The sequence below is a fragment of the Vibrio scophthalmi genome (assembly GCF_040869025.1).
Lineage (GTDB): Bacteria > Pseudomonadota > Gammaproteobacteria > Enterobacterales > Vibrionaceae > Vibrio > Vibrio scophthalmi.
In genome coordinates this window covers 449,443-465,499 of record NZ_CP134272.1, presented here as the reverse complement: position 1 = coordinate 465,499, position 16,057 = coordinate 449,443, and the positions used below count along the sequence as shown (strand labels likewise).

Below are 16,057 nucleotides of genomic sequence, written 5' to 3'. Positions count from 1 at the left end.
ATCCTTATTAGTGGAGCGCGCAGAAATAGTTACCGACCTCATTCATAGCAGCGCTATTTAATCGCAGCAAAGCGTCTCATTATGAGAGTAAAAGAATTTTATTACAGATAGTTAACTCAATTAGCTGAACTTTGAATCGATCATTTTATCGACATCATTAAGTGCTCTAATCAAGCGGTAAGAGAAATAATTGCCGATTCTGTAGCGGTCGTTAGATAAGCAATCAGAATGCCGTTGCCGAATCTAGCTCACTGTTTGACGATCTGCATCTGGCGTCTTGTTTGCGACGGCGCATAATCTCATCTAAATAGAATAACCATGAGCTAAAACGATGTTTGCTGCATTACGCAAAATTTTTACGGCTTTAACCCGCGTGAATCCTAACCTTGAACAAGAAGCCGATATCATTATCGAAGCGCTTGGAGGGATAGCCAACATAAAAGAAATCGGCGCATGTGCGACAAGATTAAGGCCAGAGCTTTACGACATGTCACGTTTGAATGAAAAAGCCCTAAAAGATAACGGCGCGATAGGCATCGTTCACGTGGATTCGCATCATATGCAAATCATCTATGGTTTAAAAGCCAATAGCTACGCGCAATGCATCGAGCAAAAGCTCAATTAAATTTCCTCACCTTTCGCTTTCATAAAACGGGGACACCTCATGACAACCAATACTCAGTTTCCACACGATTTTCTTTGGGGCGGCGCAATCGCAGCTAACCAAGTTGAAGGGTCATACCTTACCGATGGTAAGGGCCTATCCACATCAGACATGCTACCTAACGGTATTTTAAGCCCACACCAAACTCGTGCAGAGCGTACCGCAGGCATTAAAGATCTCGCCATCGATTTTTATCATCGATACCCAGAAGATATCGCATTGTTCAAGGAGATGGGCTTTACTTGTCTGCGTCTCTCAATTGCTTGGACTCGGATCTTTCCCAATGGTGATGAGCTTGAACCAAACCAAGCCGGCTTAGAATACTATGACAAGATTTTTGCCGAATTAGCTGCTCATAACATCACACCCTTCGTGACGCTGTCACATTACGAGATGCCTTATGCGTTAGTAGAAAACTATAACGGTTGGGGCAACCGAAAACTCATCGAGTTTTTCACTCGTTATGCTCGCACTGTTTTTGAACGCTATAAAGACAGCGTCAAACTGTGGTTGACCTTTAACGAAATCAATATGTCATTGCATGCTCCGTTCACCGGTGTCGGCCTACAAGAAGATGCGTCTGAGCAAGCTATTTTCCAAGCCATTCACCACCAGCTTGTTGCCAGTGCCCAAACCGTGCAGCTATGCCATGAAATCATCCCTGATGCGAAAATTGGCAACATGTTACTTGGGGCTCTTGCCTACCCACACACGTGTAATCCTGACGATGTCATTGCTGCCATGCATGAGAATAATCAATGGTTGTTCTTTGGCGATGTACAAACCCGCGGTCGTTATCCTGGCTATATGCTGCGCTATTTCCGTGACAACAATATCAGTATCGAAATGGAGCAAGGGGATGTTGACACACTTGCCGCCGCTAGTGTCGACTTCATCTCATTCAGTTACTACGCGTCAGGTTGTGCCAGCGCACGCGAACAAGAAAAAGAAGTCGGTAATATCATTGCTGGCGTACCTAACCCCTACCTTGAAAAGAGCCAATGGGGTTGGCTAATTGATCCAAAAGGCTTACGCATTTTGCTCAACTTCTTGCATGATCGTTACCAAAAGCCGCTATTTATCGTTGAAAATGGCCTAGGGGCACGTGATGAAATCACCGCTGACGGGGAAATTATTGATGATTACCGCATTGCTTACTTAAACGATCACCTCGTGCAAGCCCGTGAAGCGATCGAAGATGGCATTGAATTAATGGGTTACACCACGTGGGGGCCGATTGACCTCGTCGCCAACTCAACCGCCGAAATGAGCAAACGCTACGGTTTCATTCATGTTGATCGTGACAATGAAGGCAATGGCGATCTCACTCGACTGCGCAAAAAGAGCTTTTACTGGTATCAGGAAGTCATCAAAACGCAAGGTGGCTCTTTAACCGTAACAAGCGCTGACTAAGCAAAGTAGCCATTAAAGTGACCATTGATAATCCCTGCATAGCAGGGATTATTTGCTTTTTGGTACAGACATTCTTTGCATATCGGTTTGGATGATATCGCCCAATAGCAAGCCATCATCTTCAAACACCTTATTTCCAACACTGGCGGGAATCCCAGTACGCAAAGCGAGAAGCGCGTTCAAAATCCCAATCCCAAAATTCCCTTTTTCAAGGAAATGCCCAACGCCTTTGATTTATCACTATACTTCTAAATCAGTCAGTTAAAGACAAGGAAAGCAAATGGCTTTGATCGAACGAATTGGTAAAGCGCTTGAACCACTGATGCTGGTCATGGGGTTGATCAGTCCACTCGCCACCATGCCTCAACTCTACAAACTCTACGTCTCTCACAGTGAGCATGCATTAGGTTTGTCACTCACCACTTGGCTACTCTATTCATTTATCGCGCTGCTTTGGACTATCTATGGGATATATCATAAAAATCCGACGATCTGGGTTGGCAACTGTTTAGGTTTTTTGATGTATGTCGCCATGGTTGCAGGCATCATTGCTCATACTGGTGGCACGTATTAGTAACGAGCTATTGTGCTTCGTTCACCAGAGTTTTTCGCAGACCAATGCGGCTATGACCAGTGGGAAAATTGTCAAAGCGGGTAAACTCTTCAAAGCCTAAACTTTTGTAAAACATCGGCGCTTGCCAGCTTTGTGTCCACAGCCACAAACCAGATAACTGCTGCGCTCTGGCATACTCTTCCGCTTGCGCCATCAACTGTTTTCCCATACCAGTGCCACGGCAACTGTCATCAACCCAAAGTTCATCAATGTAGAGCCACTCCCACAGTAAACTTGCCGTGAGCGCGGCAATCAGATTGCCTTCTTCATCTTGCACCGTCCAATTGAGGCTCTGTTTGCGATAGGCTGGTGCATCTTGAGTTTGACTATGTGATTCAAACCCTGCACTCAATTGGCGCTGCTGCTCAGCGTTAAGCTCACCCGTCGTAAATTCAATTTTACTCATTTTCTATCTCAGTTATTGTCCTTATTCTTAATGACTATTTTATCGTACTCCACCGGTTCATCCGTAGATTTTTCTCTCAGATTGGCAAGCTATTTTCACTTAATTACAAGTAAAGCTGGATGGTTTTGATGCAGCTTCTTCAAACAGGTCTATTATTAATCAGTAAATCCAAGTTGTTTAAATTTATCACTTTTACTGTAAAAACACGTATGTCATCCGGCGCTAAATAGCATAGTAAAGGAAGACTGATTTCGAGAGGAAGCAAATGAAAAAGGTCGCAATAGCATTAACAAGTGCCGTCATCATTCTAGTCGGCTGTGAAGATAGCAATACTAATCCGAGTGCGGCAGTACCAGCCACCTCTGCTGCAGTATCAACCGCTGACACCAGTATGAATGCCGAAACGAAAGCGAATCAAACCGCTAAAGAGTCCTTGGATTGGCAAGGCGTTTACAAAGGTGACCTTCCGTGTGATGAATGCGCTAACATTAAGGTCACGCTGACGTTAATGCCAGATGGCAAATACACACTCATTCAAATCTATGATGACGCCGATAACACCGAAACGACATCACAAGGGGAAATTACTTGGGATGACACCGGTAGCATCATTACTCTAGTTAATGCACCGGAGCCCAACCAATACGTTGTAGGCGAAAACATGCTGACAAAGCTCAAATTTGATGGCGAAAAAGTGGATGGTGAAATGGCGACGTTCACGATTTTGACCAAACAAGAGTAATGACGTTTAACAAGTTCACATAATAGAAAAGGCCTCAATTGAGTAATGCCGATCAGTTAAGAAATTTGTGAGATCATTTGACCGATCCTCAAAAGGCTTCAAAATCCGATATTAGGAAACTAATATCGGATTTTTTATGTCTTTAGAAAGCCAACTTGCCAATACTTTTCGGTCGTGTAATACCTTCCACCACTTTGATAAATACTCTGACATTCTTAGTCCAGAGCTTATCCAGCAAGGTTTTGAGCAAGCTGGTGTAGCAACCGGTAGAAGAAGACGGTTACCTTTAGAAGCCGTACTTTGGTCCGTTGTTGGAATGAGTCTCTTTCGTCAACAATCTGTTTGGGATATTGCTAACCAACTCGATATTGTCCTGCCAGACAAACGACGTTTTGTTGCACCAAGTGCTGTTGTTCAAGCGAGACAGAGATTAGGCGAAGAAGGTGTAAAGCAAGTCTTTAAGAAGATGGCTGCGCACAGCTATCAGTCGTCTAACTTCGAAACTTGGTGTGGACTAAACCTTCTATCCGTCGATGGTGTCGTTTGGAGAACGACAGATACACCCGAAAATCATCAAGAGTTTAAAGCGCAGCGCAATCAATCATCTGAGAATATTTACCCTAAGATCCGTATGGTTTGCTTGATGGAGCTTACAAGTCATCAGCTAATCGATAGTGCATTCTCTGACTATCGCACCAGCGAAATGCGTCTCGCAGAAGAGCTTATTGAACAAACGCCAGATCAATCACTGACTATTTTTGACAAAGGATATTACTCTTTAGGACTGCTTAATCGCTGGAACAAAGTCGGTCAAGAAAGGCATTGGATGCTCCCTGTGAGAAAAGACTTTCAGTATGACGTTGTCCATAAATACAGCCAGAGTGATGCTATCGTTGCTATAAAAACATCACCTCAGGCAAGGAAGAAATTCAGTGACCTGCCTGAAATAATAGAAGCAAGGTTGGTATCGAAAGTCATCAAAGGTAAGGAGTATCAGGTTCTTACCTCAATGCGTGATGGGTTGCGCTTTCCTGGAGAAGACATTGTAGAGCTCTATCGCTATCGCTGGGAAATCGAATTAGGCTATAGAGAAATGAAGCAAACCTTGCTTGATAGTGAATATACATTGCGAAGTAAGCGCCCAGATATGGTTAGACAGGAGCTCTGGGGGATTTTGTTAGCCTATAACCTTATAAGGCAGGTTATGACAAAGGCAGCGAGTAATTTAGATAGCGTTTGGCCGAACCAATTAAGCTTTACGAGTAGTGCCATGGCTGTGACTCAATACTTTGCAGCTTTACCTTTAACGAGTCCAGGGAAACTCCCTAAACACTATGAAGTGCTACTACAGCAAATATCCATGTTTATCCTACCACCCCGAAGAGACGATAGAAATTATCCTCGTTGGGTGAAACTGAAACCCAAGAAATATGCGACAAATAGAAAAAATGCCAGTCAGCTTAACTGACTGGCATTACTCAATTGAGGCCTTTACCATTTCTACATAATCGCGACTAAACTTGCCACGACTCAATCAGCGAGGCACTACCCTTGCGGTACTACCATCAACATTCACCTGAACAGCTTGGCCCGGTTGGAAAATCATATTGGGGTTGGCTTCTTGCACAATCGCGATTGTCTGGCCATCTTCAAGACGGATGGTTAGATTTACCCCATTACGCTTACCTGCCGCACCTGCTGCTTCACTACCGGCGTAGCCGCCCAGTAACCCGCCACCAATGGCTGCGATATCGGAACCTGATCCTCCACCGACTTTAGAGCCGAGAATCCCACCAATCGCGGCCCCTGCAATGGTACCGATCACATTGGTTGAATCTGAAACATCAATGGTTACTGGCTCAGCTTTGACGACGGTGCCGTAATACACCTGCTGTACGGTGCGAGTATCCCCAGAACCATAAGCATCACCATACGGATTCGGTGATGAACAACCGCCTAAAATGACAAATGAAGACATAACAAGCATGCCTGTACTGATACTTTTGAACATCTGAACTCTCCCTCAAGGCTCACTACTGACAAAAGTATAGATGCAGCATTTGTTTTATGCCGTGAACACGCGACAGTTTAAAAGACAAAAAAACCACCAAACAGTGTTGGTGGCTTTCGTTGATCATATCGGTTTAATCGTTAGATCACGCAGTGATTAAAACTCTTTCATCAAGCGTTTATATTCCACATCATCTTGATACATCTTATGGAAGATTTGGTACTTCGCATCATAGAAATGTTTAATCTTCTCAGTCTGAGGCATCACACTCTTACTGATGCGACTCATGGCATTCATCGCATCGGGAATATCACTGTAGAAATCTGCCGCGACGGAGCCCAACATTGCAGAACCCAACAGTACCGCTTCGCTCTCTTCTGGTAAGAGAATCATACAACCTGTTGCGTTAGCATGTTCTTGTAAGAAAACGCTGTTCTTGGTGCCACCACCGCACGCCATGATGGTATCAATCTCATAGCCAGAATCGTTCATCACTTCAATAATATGACGGGTACCTAAAGCAATGCCTTGTAGTGTGGCCAAGTATTGCAGTGCCATATCATCAATGGTTTTCGACATTTTAAGCCCAGTAATCGTACCGGTTAGATGAGCGTTAGCACGTGGTGAGCGGTTACCATGGAAGTAAGGCAGTACATGGATATCACGAGTTAAGAAGGCAATATCCTCTTTGCTACCCGCCAATTCTAACAAGCGATCATTGAGCAATTGGTAGATAGTTTGACCTGATTTATCGGCCTGCTCTTTGGCAGTGTTATACAGGGGATGCGAGGTAATAATATGATCAATCAATGCACCTGTGGCTGATTGACCACCTTCGTTAAGCCAATACCCTGGGATCATTGCACCGTAATACGCGCCCCAAACTCCATCAATAAAGCGCGCGGTTTTTGAGGCCGCCATGTGGCACGAAGACGTACCACCAATCAAAGCGAGACGCTTATTGAAATCGGCTTTTTCTCCCGTCATGCCAGCTGCGCCCAACACGCCAATACCACCGGCGTGCGCATCGATGATTGAAGTGCCAACGGCCGTTCCCGGAGTAAGCCCTAAATCATCAGCTGCGTGATTGGTTAAACCATAACCTACCGGTTGGCCCATAGGTAGAATACGGTCCCCTATCGATTTTGCGTTATCTTCAAGCAGGTCTTCTAAGCCAATCAGTTCAAAAAAGCTCTTATCCCACTTACTTTCATGGCCAAGATACGTCCACTTACATACGGTCGAGCATAAAGAACGACTGTCATCGTAAGTTGCTTTCCACGTTAAGAAATCAGGCAAATCAAAGAAGTAGCCGGCTTTTGACCATGTATTAGGCATATTCTGTTTTAGCCACAACAATTTTGGCGTTTGCATTTCTGGTGAGATACGGTTGCCGACATACGCTAAGACAGGATGCTCGGTTTTATTGATGCGGTCTGCTTGTGCGATAGCGCGATGATCCATCCACATAACAATGTTTTGTTCACTGCGACCAGTCGGGCTGACCGTCAAAGGTTGGCCTTTTTTATCCAAGACCACCAGCGAACACGTCGCATCAAAACCGATACCCTTGACTTGAATTGGGTCAATATTGGCTTGCGAAACCGCATCTTTAACCGCCAAACACACACATTGCCAAATATTGTCAGAAGATTGCTCAACGAAGTCTGCTTGTGGCTTAAACATTTGGGTATCGCGTTTTGCTTCACCCACTTTACGCCCTTGAGCATCGAATACGCCTGCTCGTGCGCTGCCACTGCCTACGTCAACACCGATAAAATAAATACTCATATTCTTCCCCGTTAAGCCTTATTTTTTTGTAAGAAGATAAATAGGATCAAGATGCCGCCCCACAGCGCCATAGTGAGATAGCTGCTCACTCCCAGCAAATTAAGACCACTTTCCAGTGTTTGCAGCACAATCAATGCTAAACCGATACCAATGATGCGGCCAAATCCACCGTCTGGGTTAATACCGCCCAATACTGAAGCTAAAATCGCAATCAGTAGATAAGACTCACCGTAACCCGCTTTGGCTGAGTTGAATTTTGCCATCATCACAATCGCTGCCGCCCAGCACAGCAGTGAAGAAATCACATACACATAGAGAGTGGCTTTTTGCGTGTTGATGCCTGAAAAGCGGGTCGCTTTTTCGTTCGAGCCCATCAAGTAAATGGTGCGACCAAGGCTGGTATGCTCAAGCAAAGCCCAAAGACCAATCGCAAAACCAACAAACAAGATCAGTGGCATTGGAATACCCATTAATGAGCCGTTTCCCAGTACCAATAACGCTTCAGGAAAGCCCGAAATTACGCTACCGCCTGAAATAAGCACATTAAGGCCATTAATGAGCGTCATCATACCTAGAGTGGCAAGAATAGGAGAAACACCAACGTAAGCGATTAACGCGCCGTTAAGCAGGCCAATCACGACCGCCGTCACTAAACCACCTGCAAGAGCTAAGACCAACATAGTCGAACTCTCTGGGGCTTGAGTAATGATGCTCGCCATCACTAGGCCACATGCGTTCGTCGTTGCGATGATCGAAAGGTTAATACCACCAGTCAGCATACACACGGCCATCGCCAGTGCGAGCAGACCCAATAGCGGCATCTGCGATGACATCGATTGTAAGTTACCGATTGAGAAAAATGCTTGGCCGCTGGTAAAGCCCATCACCGCCAAGATACCGACTAAAATAACCAACAAGTATCGAATGTTTTTATCCGTTGGCAGTCTTAAACTATTTAGAACCTGTTCCATTATGCCCCCTGCGCCGCTTGTTTTTTCTCATTAATTGCGGTCATGCTGATACTACAAACAATGATTAACCCCGTGACAACCGTGTGCCAGTAAGAAGGCACGCCTAATAGGGTTAGGCCGTTTTTCACCACGGCTAATAAAATCACACCAAGAATCACGCCAAATAGAGTCCCTTTACCACCCGTCATGCTGGTACCACCAAGCACCACAGCCGCAAGTACCGTTAACTCAAATCCCATTAATGAGTTCGGTGCTACCGATTGGGTAATTTGTGTTTGTACGACGGAAGCAATACCCGCCAAAGCGCCCATATAGCCATAAACAAACAGATTGATACCGAAGAGGTTAATACCGATACGGCTCGCTGCATCTGCGTTACCGCCAACGGCATAGATCTGGCGACCCAAGCGTGTTTTTGACATTAAGAATGAAGTCAGCGCAATCATGGCAATCAAAGTCAAGATTGGTAACGACAGCCCATAGTCATAACCATCACTGCCAGTGAAACTAAACAGCTCTACACCATTCATAAACCAATCTGGGAAGCCGTATAACCATTCGCCATTACTAAAGTAAATCAGCAGACCAAAGAATAGGTTCAAGGTCGAAATAGTAATAATGATTGCCGGCACTTTAAGCTTATAAACCAGTGTTGCGTTAATCATTCCCAATAGCATGCCGACCAACGCTGCAATACCAAAGGCAATCATAAAGTTACCGCCAATACTGAGAATGTAGCTGGCTGCCACATACTGAGCAATCGCAGCTGTCGCCGGGAATGAGATATCAATTCCGCCCGCAATAAGCACCACAAACAGGCCACAAGCCATGATGCCAAGTAGCGCCGAGCTGACCGACATATCGAAGATATTACCTAGGGTAAAGAAATCTTCCGAAGTTGCCGTTAACACCGCGACAATCAAGACGATCATCACAGAGAGATAAAACTCGTGACGCTTACTAAAGGAAGCCAACAAGCTTTTGGATTGATTAAGCATTGACGGCCTCCATAATTTCTTGCTCTGAGCAGTGAGTTGGTTGGAAGTCATGAGTAAAACGTCCTTCTTTCATCACAATCACACGGTGACTGTTGTAAAACACTTCTGGGATTTCATCACTCACCATGATGATCGCCATACCGTTCGCGGCGAGATCTTTGGCAATGTTATAAATCGCCTCTTTGTTGGCCACATCAACACCAACGGTTGGTGAATCAAGGATCAGCACTTCTGGCTCAGCGGCTATCCACTTGGCAATTGAAATACGCTGTGCATTACCACCTGACAGACTTGTTACAGGCAGTTTGGGATCAGCCACTTTAATCGCCAGTGAAGAGATAAGCTTTGCGACTAATTTATTGGCTTTCAAATGATCCAGTACGCCCGATGGCTTTTGTAAACGTTTTAGAACCGAAGCAGTAATGTTGTCTTGAATCGACTGCTCCATCACCAGCCCCGTCGACATACGGTCTTCTGAGACGTAGCCAATACCTTGAGCAATCGCATCACGATTGGAGTTAAATGAGGTGGCCTTACCATTGATCAGAATGTCACCACTGTCGGGCTGACTCATGCCAAACAGCGCCATACAAAGTTCAGTACGACCTGCACCAAGTAGCCCCGTAATCGACACAATTTCCCCGGCTCGAACTGACAATGATACGTCGTTAAATTGCCCTTTTTTGGTCAGGTTTTTAACCTCCAGCTTCACATCACCTTGCTGCTGATAGGGTGCTAAAGGCGAGAATTCAAAGCGCTGGCCTGTCATTAAAAAGGCCAACTCATCGCTGTCCACTTCGTCCGCTTGATACGTGCCAATGGTGCGGCCATCACGGATAACGGTAATGCGATCGGAGATCTCCATGACTTCATCCAGTTTGTGGCTCACAAATACCACCGTCACACCTTTCGATTTCAAATCGGCAACCACTTCGATTAGGTGGTTAACTTCGGTACGCGTTAATGAGGCGGTTGGCTCGTCCATGATCATTAACTTGGCATCCGATGCCATGGCACGACAAATCGCCACTAACTGACATTCAGCAATTGAAAGCTGCTCAACACGCTTATCTAGCGGTAGTTTTACGCCGACTTTTGCCATCGCTTTTATGGCAATTTCTTCAATGCGTTTTTGCTGAACCAGACCCTTTGTCCACTCAACATGATCTTGAATCGCTATGTTTTCCGCCACTGTGAGGTTAGGGAATAGAGACAGATCCTGATAAATAACCTGAATACCATGTTCAATCGATTGCTGCGGATTTAAGCGTGGGTAGCTTTTACCACCCAACCAAATTTCAGCACCTTTTTCTGGCGCATGAACACCTGAGATAACTTTAAACAGCGTACTCTTACCACAGCCATTCTTGCCTGCTAGACAGTGCACTTCGCCTTGGTTAAAAGTGAGATTGATACCATCCAACGCTTTAACCGAGCCAAAGTGTTTTGATACATGCTTGAGGGTAATAAAAGGAGTATCAGACATAAGAACTTCCAGAAATCAGGGGGCAGCGTTGCACTGCCCCATAGTTATGTATTGCTTTCGCCAGTCAGACTGAACGAATAGATCGAACGTAAGCGTTTAGAAACCAAGTTGACGCGCGTTGGTTTTATCGACTTCAAGGATCTTATTGAATTTTACTACGCGTTTTTCTGTATCGATTTCAGCATCGCCCAAACCTTCCACAGTGACGCCATCGGTAACCGCTTGGCCATCAAGCATCTGCTTCGCGACCGCAACCATTGCGTAACCTGCATCTGCTGGGTTCCATAAGTAACCTTTATCGATTTCACCACGCATTAGGTAGGGCGCAGCTTGGCTTGGCATTAAAATACCAACCACGCTGATCTTATCTTTGGCACGTTTTTTCTTGATCGCTTCACCGGCACCAATGCCACCTAGAGAACCGTAAGAGACAATCCCCGCCATATCAGGGTGTGCTTTCATCAAATCGTTAGTGGCAGCATAGGATTGGTCAATACTCTCAGCCACTGGCATACGGCTGGTCACTTCGTACATGTCTGGGTAAGTTTGCTTCTGGTAATCAATCGCTAAGTTCGCCCAGTTATTGTGTAGCGGAACCGTCAATGAACCCACATAAACTGCGTAGCCGCCTTTTTCGCCCATATTTTTCGCCAGTTCATCCATGGTTGCTTTCGCGTATGCTTGGTTATCGATGGTTTCGATATCCCAATCCGCGCCATGACCATCTGGCGATTCGTGAGTCAGAACGATGATGCCTTTCTCTCGTGCTTTTTTAAATACAGGTTCAAGTACAGTTACATCATTTGGTACAACAGTGATCGCATCGACCCCTTTTGCGATTAAGTCTTCGATGATCTTTACTTGCTGTGCTGGATCGGGTGTAGAAGGACCAAGCTGGCGAGCATCAACGCCGAAATCAGTTGCCGCCTGTTCAATCCCTTTGTTCATTTGGTTAAACCAAGGAATGCCAGACACTTTGACAACGTTTACGATTTCATAATCTTTGGCATGAACACCTGCGGCAGCAAGTGCAAGCGTTAACGCTGCTGCTTTTAATAAGACCTTTTTCATCTTCATCAATCCTTTTATGTTTATTACGTATGCGTAATTAGTTATGTGTAGGGTTAAGGTGAATCGATGACGTGATGGTAAGACGCGATTGGGCTGAAGCTCGTTAAATGAGCAGAAAACTGTGATGAACACACGTTAATGATAAAATACATAACAAGTAACGTTAACCAGTCGTTAACACAAAAGTGCGACGTAATTTTTCGATCAGTTAATACTGAATTGTCGCCACATAAACCAACAAAATTAGATCATTTCAATAACACCTAAATATGCCAGTTTGGCACTTAATAATTTTGAGCACCCAATCTGTACATAAAACCGGCTACGAGTTAGTCATAATCCGATTTTGATCACGAAAACATATTATTTGAATACAATACTAAGCCCAATTAAGCGCATGAGATGAGACACCGTGGATGACAAAATGTCATTTCCACTCGCCAATCTGTAGTTAAACTACAAAACACTTAATAAGCTCTATCTGGCGACGATTTACACAGCTTTACATCGCTTGACGTCACGTTACATTGCAACCACTAAGGTATAAGTTCACTAGGAGCTTATGCGATGAACAAACTCTATTTAACGGTGCTTGGGCTAGTTGCCACTGGCATGCTTATTTGGCTACAAGCCGAACCGACTATCTTTAGCAATACCAATTTTATGCAATGGCGAAGTAGCCTAATACAAGGCACTGGTATCATTGGCCTATTGCTGCTCACGCTGACGATGTTATTAGCACTGCGCTTGCCTTGGATTGAAAAGCTAACCGCAGGGTTGGATAAATCCTACCGTCTACACAAGTGGGTAGCTATTTGGGGCGTCATTCTTGGCGCTGCGCACTGGCTGCTCGCAATAGTGCCGAAAAAACTCGTGCAACTTGGCCTGTTGGAACGAGGTAACCATGCTCGACCTGAACTCGATCCCGACTCTTTGCAAGCCACTGTCATGGGCCTAAGAGGGGGCGCAGAATCAATTGGAGAGATCGCCCTTTATGGTTTTATTCTATTGACGCTCATTGCCCTGTTTGCACCGATAAAATACAAGCACTTTAAACTCACACATAAAGCAATGGCGGTGGCATTTATTGTGATCGCCTATCACTCAGTGGTACTGCTCAAACCGAGTTACTGGGATAATCTCATCACGCCGATGGTGATAGCCTTCGCTCTCATCGGTACTGCATGCGCCGTCGTTAGCTTGCTAGGACTGATTGGTAAACGTCGAACTCATCAAGGCGTGATCAGCGCTCTCACCTATAACCCAGAGAACCAAACGACGAAAGTGGCGATTGCCTTACCGACTTGGTCTGGCCACCAAGCTGGTCAGTTTGCTTTTCTCAAAGTTGCAGGTGAAGAGCCGCACCCTTTCACCATTAGTTCAAGCGCCGATGCGCCACAATTGGAGTTCACCATCAAAGCGCTGGGAGATTTTACTGCCACTTTGCACCAACGCTTAACGGTGGGCGAGAAAGTCACGGTTGAAGGACCCTATGGTAAATTTCAGTTTGATGATAACAGAGCCCAAATTTGGGTTGCGGGCGGGATTGGGATTGCGGCATTTAAAGCTCGCTTGGCCGAACGACAAAAAGATCAAAATACCACGCCAGTGACCTTGTACTATTGCACGCAAGCGCCATCTTCCATGTTTATTCATGAAATTGAAACGCTGGCAAGAAAGGCCAATATTGAGTTTCACGTGATAAACAATCGCATAAGGCAACACCTTACTATCGCTGATATCACGCAACAACAAGGGCCTTTAGATAACCACAGTGTTTGGTTTTGTGGCCCACTCGGGTTTGGGGAAGCGTTAAAATCACAGCTCTCCAGAGAGCAATTTGATTTGAAGCACTTCCATACGGAGCTGTTTAACTTTCGCTAATCCGCATAAAAAAGGCGCTCAATCGAGCGCCTTTGACGACCATCTACTTAGATATTTGGCCGTGCGGTTTCTGCTGTAGAAGGTGGTAAATGAGGTAATGTTACTTCCGGTTGATCCCCAGTAAGCGAGCGCAAGAACTCAGTGATCTTCTCCGCCTCTTGTTCATTAACACCCATCCCAAGCTGAATGTCAGCCATCAACATAACAGCCTCTTTCAAATCCCATACAGAGCCATCATGAAAGTACGGATAAGTCAGTTCAATATTACGTAATGTTGGAACTTTGAATACAAACTTATCAAAATCATTCCCCGTGATGGCTTTACGACCCACATCAGGATTGTCGGTCACAAATGGCTTCACTAACCCCATTTTTTGGTACATTTGACCACCAGCTAACGGGCCTGAATGACATGTAGTACAGCCTTTCGCTTTGAACAGGTTGTACCCTTCAAGTTGAACCTCTGTCAGAGCTAAATCATCGCCTTGTAACCATTTATCAAATGGAGCGTTAGGGGTGCGAAGTGTTTTTTCAAAGGTTGCAATGGCATCCGTAACTTCAACGATAGTGATGTCATCAACGCCATATGCCTCTTTAAACCAAGTTCGATATTGAGGAATAGAGCGTAGCGTATCAATCGCTAATTCATGAGTCAGCGCCATTTCTAACGGGTTGGCAATAGGGCCTGCCGCTTGTTCTTGTAGGTCTTTTGCGCGCCCATTCCAAAATTGAACAAAGTTCAAATCGGAGTTGAACACCGTTGGCGAGTTAATTGGGCCAATAGCCCATTTATGGCCTATCGATGTGACTAGGTTGTCGACACCGCCTCGCGCAACATTATGACAAGAGTTACATGAGATGGTATTAGATGCCGACAGACGCGGTTCAAACCATAAGGTTTTACCTAGATCGACTTTCTTTTCATCCAAACCAGCCATGGGTTCGATTATTTTGATTGGTTCTAATGCTTGGCGATCAGCCAATGCACCAAATGAGACCACCGACAGTACAGAGATTGCTATTATAGTTTTCATTGAGACTTCCTCTCTCAGAGATTTGATAAACCTCACTATATTGGCGTTCTTCTTCTCTGGAACGCTCTGGCAGCTAAACTAAAGTAATCACTAAATTTGATGAAATGTAAAAAAACGATTGAGGTAATGGTAATAATCGATTGTTAAATTGCATAAAATTCAAACAGATTGATTTGTCGGCGATTTTTCTTTATTGGTAACTTATTCGCAACAATATTACTTAAAATGCAACCGAACAACTTGTTGATTTTGGTCAATTATCACTCGATAAATAAAACCGCTAATAAATAAAAAGGCTAGGTTGATAACCTAGCCAAAGTCATTGTCTTTATCGTACACATGCGTGACTGCAATAACATTTCACGTCACGTCATTACCAGTATTTTTGATCATTTAATGCCGAAGCACATAACGTTTCACTATCAATGACACCCAATTCGCTTCCATCTAATTTTTGTCCCAACCAACCATGCGGATAACTCAGAACTAAAGGGGCTTTAATCTGCTCTTCAGTAATTTGCACAAAACCTGTTTTAGCGTAAAAACTTGGATCACCGTAAGTCACGACGACTTCAACACCGTGTTGTTTTAGCATATCCAAACCAAATTGAATCAGTTTTTGCCCCACTCCTTGCCCTTGTGTTGCCGTCGCAACTGCCGCTGGAGAAAGTAAATAGGCATTAGTGGTGTTGGATTTAAAATGGAACTTGGTAAAGATCACACAGCCAAGCAGTGCTTCACCTTCGCTTGCACCGACGATAATCATCTCTTCGCTGTCAGTCGTTGCAACAATTTGATTGGCCAAATCACCAATCACCGCACCTTCATCAACACCTTCAGAGTCGCTAAACGTATTTTGAAATAACGCTTGGATGTCGTCTTGGTGGGTTAAATCTAAAATTGAATATTTCATTGTTTTTGTCGTTTCTCTATTCGTTTTTAATACATCAGAAAGTTAACAACCAACCGCGGC

General features: G+C 44.7%; 16 protein-coding genes. 6 read left to right on the top strand and 10 right to left on the bottom strand.

The window, feature by feature from the left end; translation table 11 throughout:
* Nucleotides 1-331: 331 nt before the first annotated feature.
* Together RJD38_RS17080 and RJD38_RS17075 are read left to right on the top strand one after the other, a co-directional pair.
* Nucleotides 332-625, top strand: coding sequence for a glucose PTS transporter subunit EIIB (locus RJD38_RS17080; RefSeq protein WP_065546694.1), 294 nt, complete (start codon nucleotides 332-334; stop codon nucleotides 623-625).
* A gap of 39 nt (nucleotides 626-664) precedes the next feature.
* Nucleotides 665-2,077, top strand: a complete 1,413-nt coding sequence (locus tag RJD38_RS17075; protein ID WP_065546693.1) for a glycoside hydrolase family 1 protein — start codon at nucleotides 665-667, stop codon at nucleotides 2,075-2,077.
* A 48-nt stretch (nucleotides 2,078-2,125) separates the two neighbouring features.
* On the opposite strand, the gene RJD38_RS17070 is transcribed toward RJD38_RS17075, so the two are convergent.
* The gene (locus RJD38_RS17070) at nucleotides 2,126-2,260 is read right to left on the bottom strand and encodes a hypothetical protein (protein WP_257784177.1); all 135 of its coding nucleotides are present in this window, start codon (nucleotides 2,258-2,260) and stop codon (nucleotides 2,126-2,128) included.
* A 97-nt stretch (nucleotides 2,261-2,357) separates the two neighbouring features.
* Here RJD38_RS17070 and RJD38_RS17065 point away from each other — a divergent pair, with 97 nt between their 5' ends.
* Nucleotides 2,358-2,651, top strand: a complete 294-nt coding sequence (locus tag RJD38_RS17065) for a SemiSWEET transporter (protein ID WP_065431183.1) — start codon at nucleotides 2,358-2,360, stop codon at nucleotides 2,649-2,651.
* A gap of 7 nt (nucleotides 2,652-2,658) precedes the next feature.
* Here RJD38_RS17065 and RJD38_RS17060 read toward each other — a convergent pair whose 3' ends face one another.
* Nucleotides 2,659-3,096 (bottom strand): GNAT family N-acetyltransferase, encoded by a 438-nt coding sequence (locus RJD38_RS17060; RefSeq protein ID WP_065546692.1) that lies wholly within the window; start codon nucleotides 3,094-3,096, stop codon nucleotides 2,659-2,661.
* A gap of 265 nt (nucleotides 3,097-3,361) precedes the next feature.
* Here RJD38_RS17060 and RJD38_RS17055 point away from each other — a divergent pair, with 265 nt between their 5' ends.
* Nucleotides 3,362-3,838, top strand: a complete 477-nt coding sequence (locus RJD38_RS17055) for a copper resistance protein NlpE (protein ID WP_065546691.1) — start codon at nucleotides 3,362-3,364, stop codon at nucleotides 3,836-3,838.
* A gap of 136 nt (nucleotides 3,839-3,974) precedes the next feature.
* Complete coding sequence (locus RJD38_RS17050) at nucleotides 3,975-5,306, top strand: IS4 family transposase (RefSeq protein ID WP_065546415.1); 1,332 nt, start codon at nucleotides 3,975-3,977, stop codon at nucleotides 5,304-5,306.
* Between the two features lie 66 nt (nucleotides 5,307-5,372).
* On the opposite strand, the gene RJD38_RS17045 is transcribed toward RJD38_RS17050, so the two are convergent.
* The 6 genes from RJD38_RS17045 to RJD38_RS17020 all read right to left on the bottom strand — a co-directional run bounded on the left by RJD38_RS17045 (nucleotide 5,373) and on the right by RJD38_RS17020 (nucleotide 12,166).
* Nucleotides 5,373-5,849 carry a glycine zipper 2TM domain-containing protein gene (locus RJD38_RS17045; RefSeq protein ID WP_065546690.1) on the bottom strand — a complete coding sequence of 159 codons (477 nt, stop codon included), beginning with the start codon at nucleotides 5,847-5,849 and terminating at the stop codon, nucleotides 5,373-5,375.
* Nucleotides 5,850-6,005: 156 nt separating this feature from the next.
* Nucleotides 6,006-7,640, bottom strand: a complete 1,635-nt coding sequence (locus RJD38_RS17040; RefSeq protein WP_009733728.1) for an FGGY-family carbohydrate kinase — start codon at nucleotides 7,638-7,640, stop codon at nucleotides 6,006-6,008.
* 11 nt (nucleotides 7,641-7,651) lie between these two features.
* Nucleotides 7,652-8,611: an ABC transporter permease gene (locus RJD38_RS17035; RefSeq protein WP_065546689.1), complete on the bottom strand. Its 960-nt coding sequence runs from the start codon at nucleotides 8,609-8,611 to the stop codon at nucleotides 7,652-7,654.
* Nucleotides 8,611-9,609: an ABC transporter permease gene (locus RJD38_RS17030; protein ID WP_367971665.1), complete on the bottom strand. Its 999-nt coding sequence runs from the start codon at nucleotides 9,607-9,609 to the stop codon at nucleotides 8,611-8,613. Before RJD38_RS17030 ends, RJD38_RS17035 begins: the two co-directional genes overlap by 1 nt.
* A complete protein-coding gene (locus RJD38_RS17025; RefSeq protein ID WP_065546687.1) occupies nucleotides 9,602-11,095 on the bottom strand; it encodes a sugar ABC transporter ATP-binding protein in 1,494 nt (497 codons plus the stop codon). Before RJD38_RS17025 ends, RJD38_RS17030 begins: the two co-directional genes overlap by 8 nt.
* Before the next feature lie 96 nt (nucleotides 11,096-11,191).
* On the bottom strand, nucleotides 11,192-12,166 hold the full coding sequence (locus tag RJD38_RS17020) for an autoinducer 2 ABC transporter substrate-binding protein (protein WP_065431190.1): 975 nt from the start codon (nucleotides 12,164-12,166) through the stop codon (nucleotides 11,192-11,194).
* 567 nt (nucleotides 12,167-12,733) lie between these two features.
* Here RJD38_RS17020 and RJD38_RS17015 point away from each other — a divergent pair.
* The gene (locus RJD38_RS17015) at nucleotides 12,734-14,050 is read left to right on the top strand and encodes a ferric reductase-like transmembrane domain-containing protein (protein WP_065546686.1); all 1,317 of its coding nucleotides are present in this window, start codon (nucleotides 12,734-12,736) and stop codon (nucleotides 14,048-14,050) included.
* 47 nt (nucleotides 14,051-14,097) lie between these two features.
* On the opposite strand, the gene RJD38_RS17010 is transcribed toward RJD38_RS17015, so the two are convergent.
* Entirely contained in the window at nucleotides 14,098-15,084 is a 987-nt protein-coding gene (locus RJD38_RS17010) for a cytochrome-c peroxidase (RefSeq protein ID WP_065546685.1), read from the bottom strand.
* A gap of 373 nt (nucleotides 15,085-15,457) precedes the next feature.
* Nucleotides 15,458-15,997, bottom strand: a complete 540-nt coding sequence (locus RJD38_RS17005; protein ID WP_065546684.1) for a GNAT family N-acetyltransferase — start codon at nucleotides 15,995-15,997, stop codon at nucleotides 15,458-15,460.
* Nucleotides 15,998-16,057: the final 60 nt, after the last annotated feature.

Coding starts and splice junctions, on each gene's coding strand:
- RJD38_RS17040 (WP_009733728.1), bottom strand. CDS start 7,640: ATGAGTATTTATTTTATCGGTGTTGACGTAGGCAGTGGCAGCGCACGA.
- RJD38_RS17055 (WP_065546691.1), top strand. CDS start 3,362: ATGAAAAAGGTCGCAATAGCATTAACAAGTGCCGTCATCATTCTAGTC.
- RJD38_RS17075 (WP_065546693.1), top strand. CDS start 665: ATGACAACCAATACTCAGTTTCCACACGATTTTCTTTGGGGCGGCGCA.
- RJD38_RS17050 (WP_065546415.1), top strand. CDS start 3,975: ATGTCTTTAGAAAGCCAACTTGCCAATACTTTTCGGTCGTGTAATACC.
- RJD38_RS17080 (WP_065546694.1), top strand. CDS start 332: ATGTTTGCTGCATTACGCAAAATTTTTACGGCTTTAACCCGCGTGAAT.
- RJD38_RS17015 (WP_065546686.1), top strand. CDS start 12,734: ATGAACAAACTCTATTTAACGGTGCTTGGGCTAGTTGCCACTGGCATG.
- RJD38_RS17005 (WP_065546684.1), bottom strand. CDS start 15,997: ATGAAATATTCAATTTTAGATTTAACCCACCAAGACGACATCCAAGCG.
- RJD38_RS17025 (WP_065546687.1), bottom strand. CDS start 11,095: ATGTCTGATACTCCTTTTATTACCCTCAAGCATGTATCAAAACACTTT.
- RJD38_RS17035 (WP_065546689.1), bottom strand. CDS start 8,611: ATGGAACAGGTTCTAAATAGTTTAAGACTGCCAACGGATAAAAACATT.
- RJD38_RS17010 (WP_065546685.1), bottom strand. CDS start 15,084: ATGAAAACTATAATAGCAATCTCTGTACTGTCGGTGGTCTCATTTGGT.
- RJD38_RS17045 (WP_065546690.1), bottom strand. CDS start 5,849: ATGTTCAAAAGTATCAGTACAGGCATGCTTGTTATGTCTTCATTTGTC.
- RJD38_RS17060 (WP_065546692.1), bottom strand. CDS start 3,096: ATGAGTAAAATTGAATTTACGACGGGTGAGCTTAACGCTGAGCAGCAG.
- RJD38_RS17020 (WP_065431190.1), bottom strand. CDS start 12,166: ATGAAAAAGGTCTTATTAAAAGCAGCAGCGTTAACGCTTGCACTTGCT.
- RJD38_RS17065 (WP_065431183.1), top strand. CDS start 2,358: ATGGCTTTGATCGAACGAATTGGTAAAGCGCTTGAACCACTGATGCTG.
- RJD38_RS17030 (WP_367971665.1), bottom strand. CDS start 9,609: ATGCTTAATCAATCCAAAAGCTTGTTGGCTTCCTTTAGTAAGCGTCAC.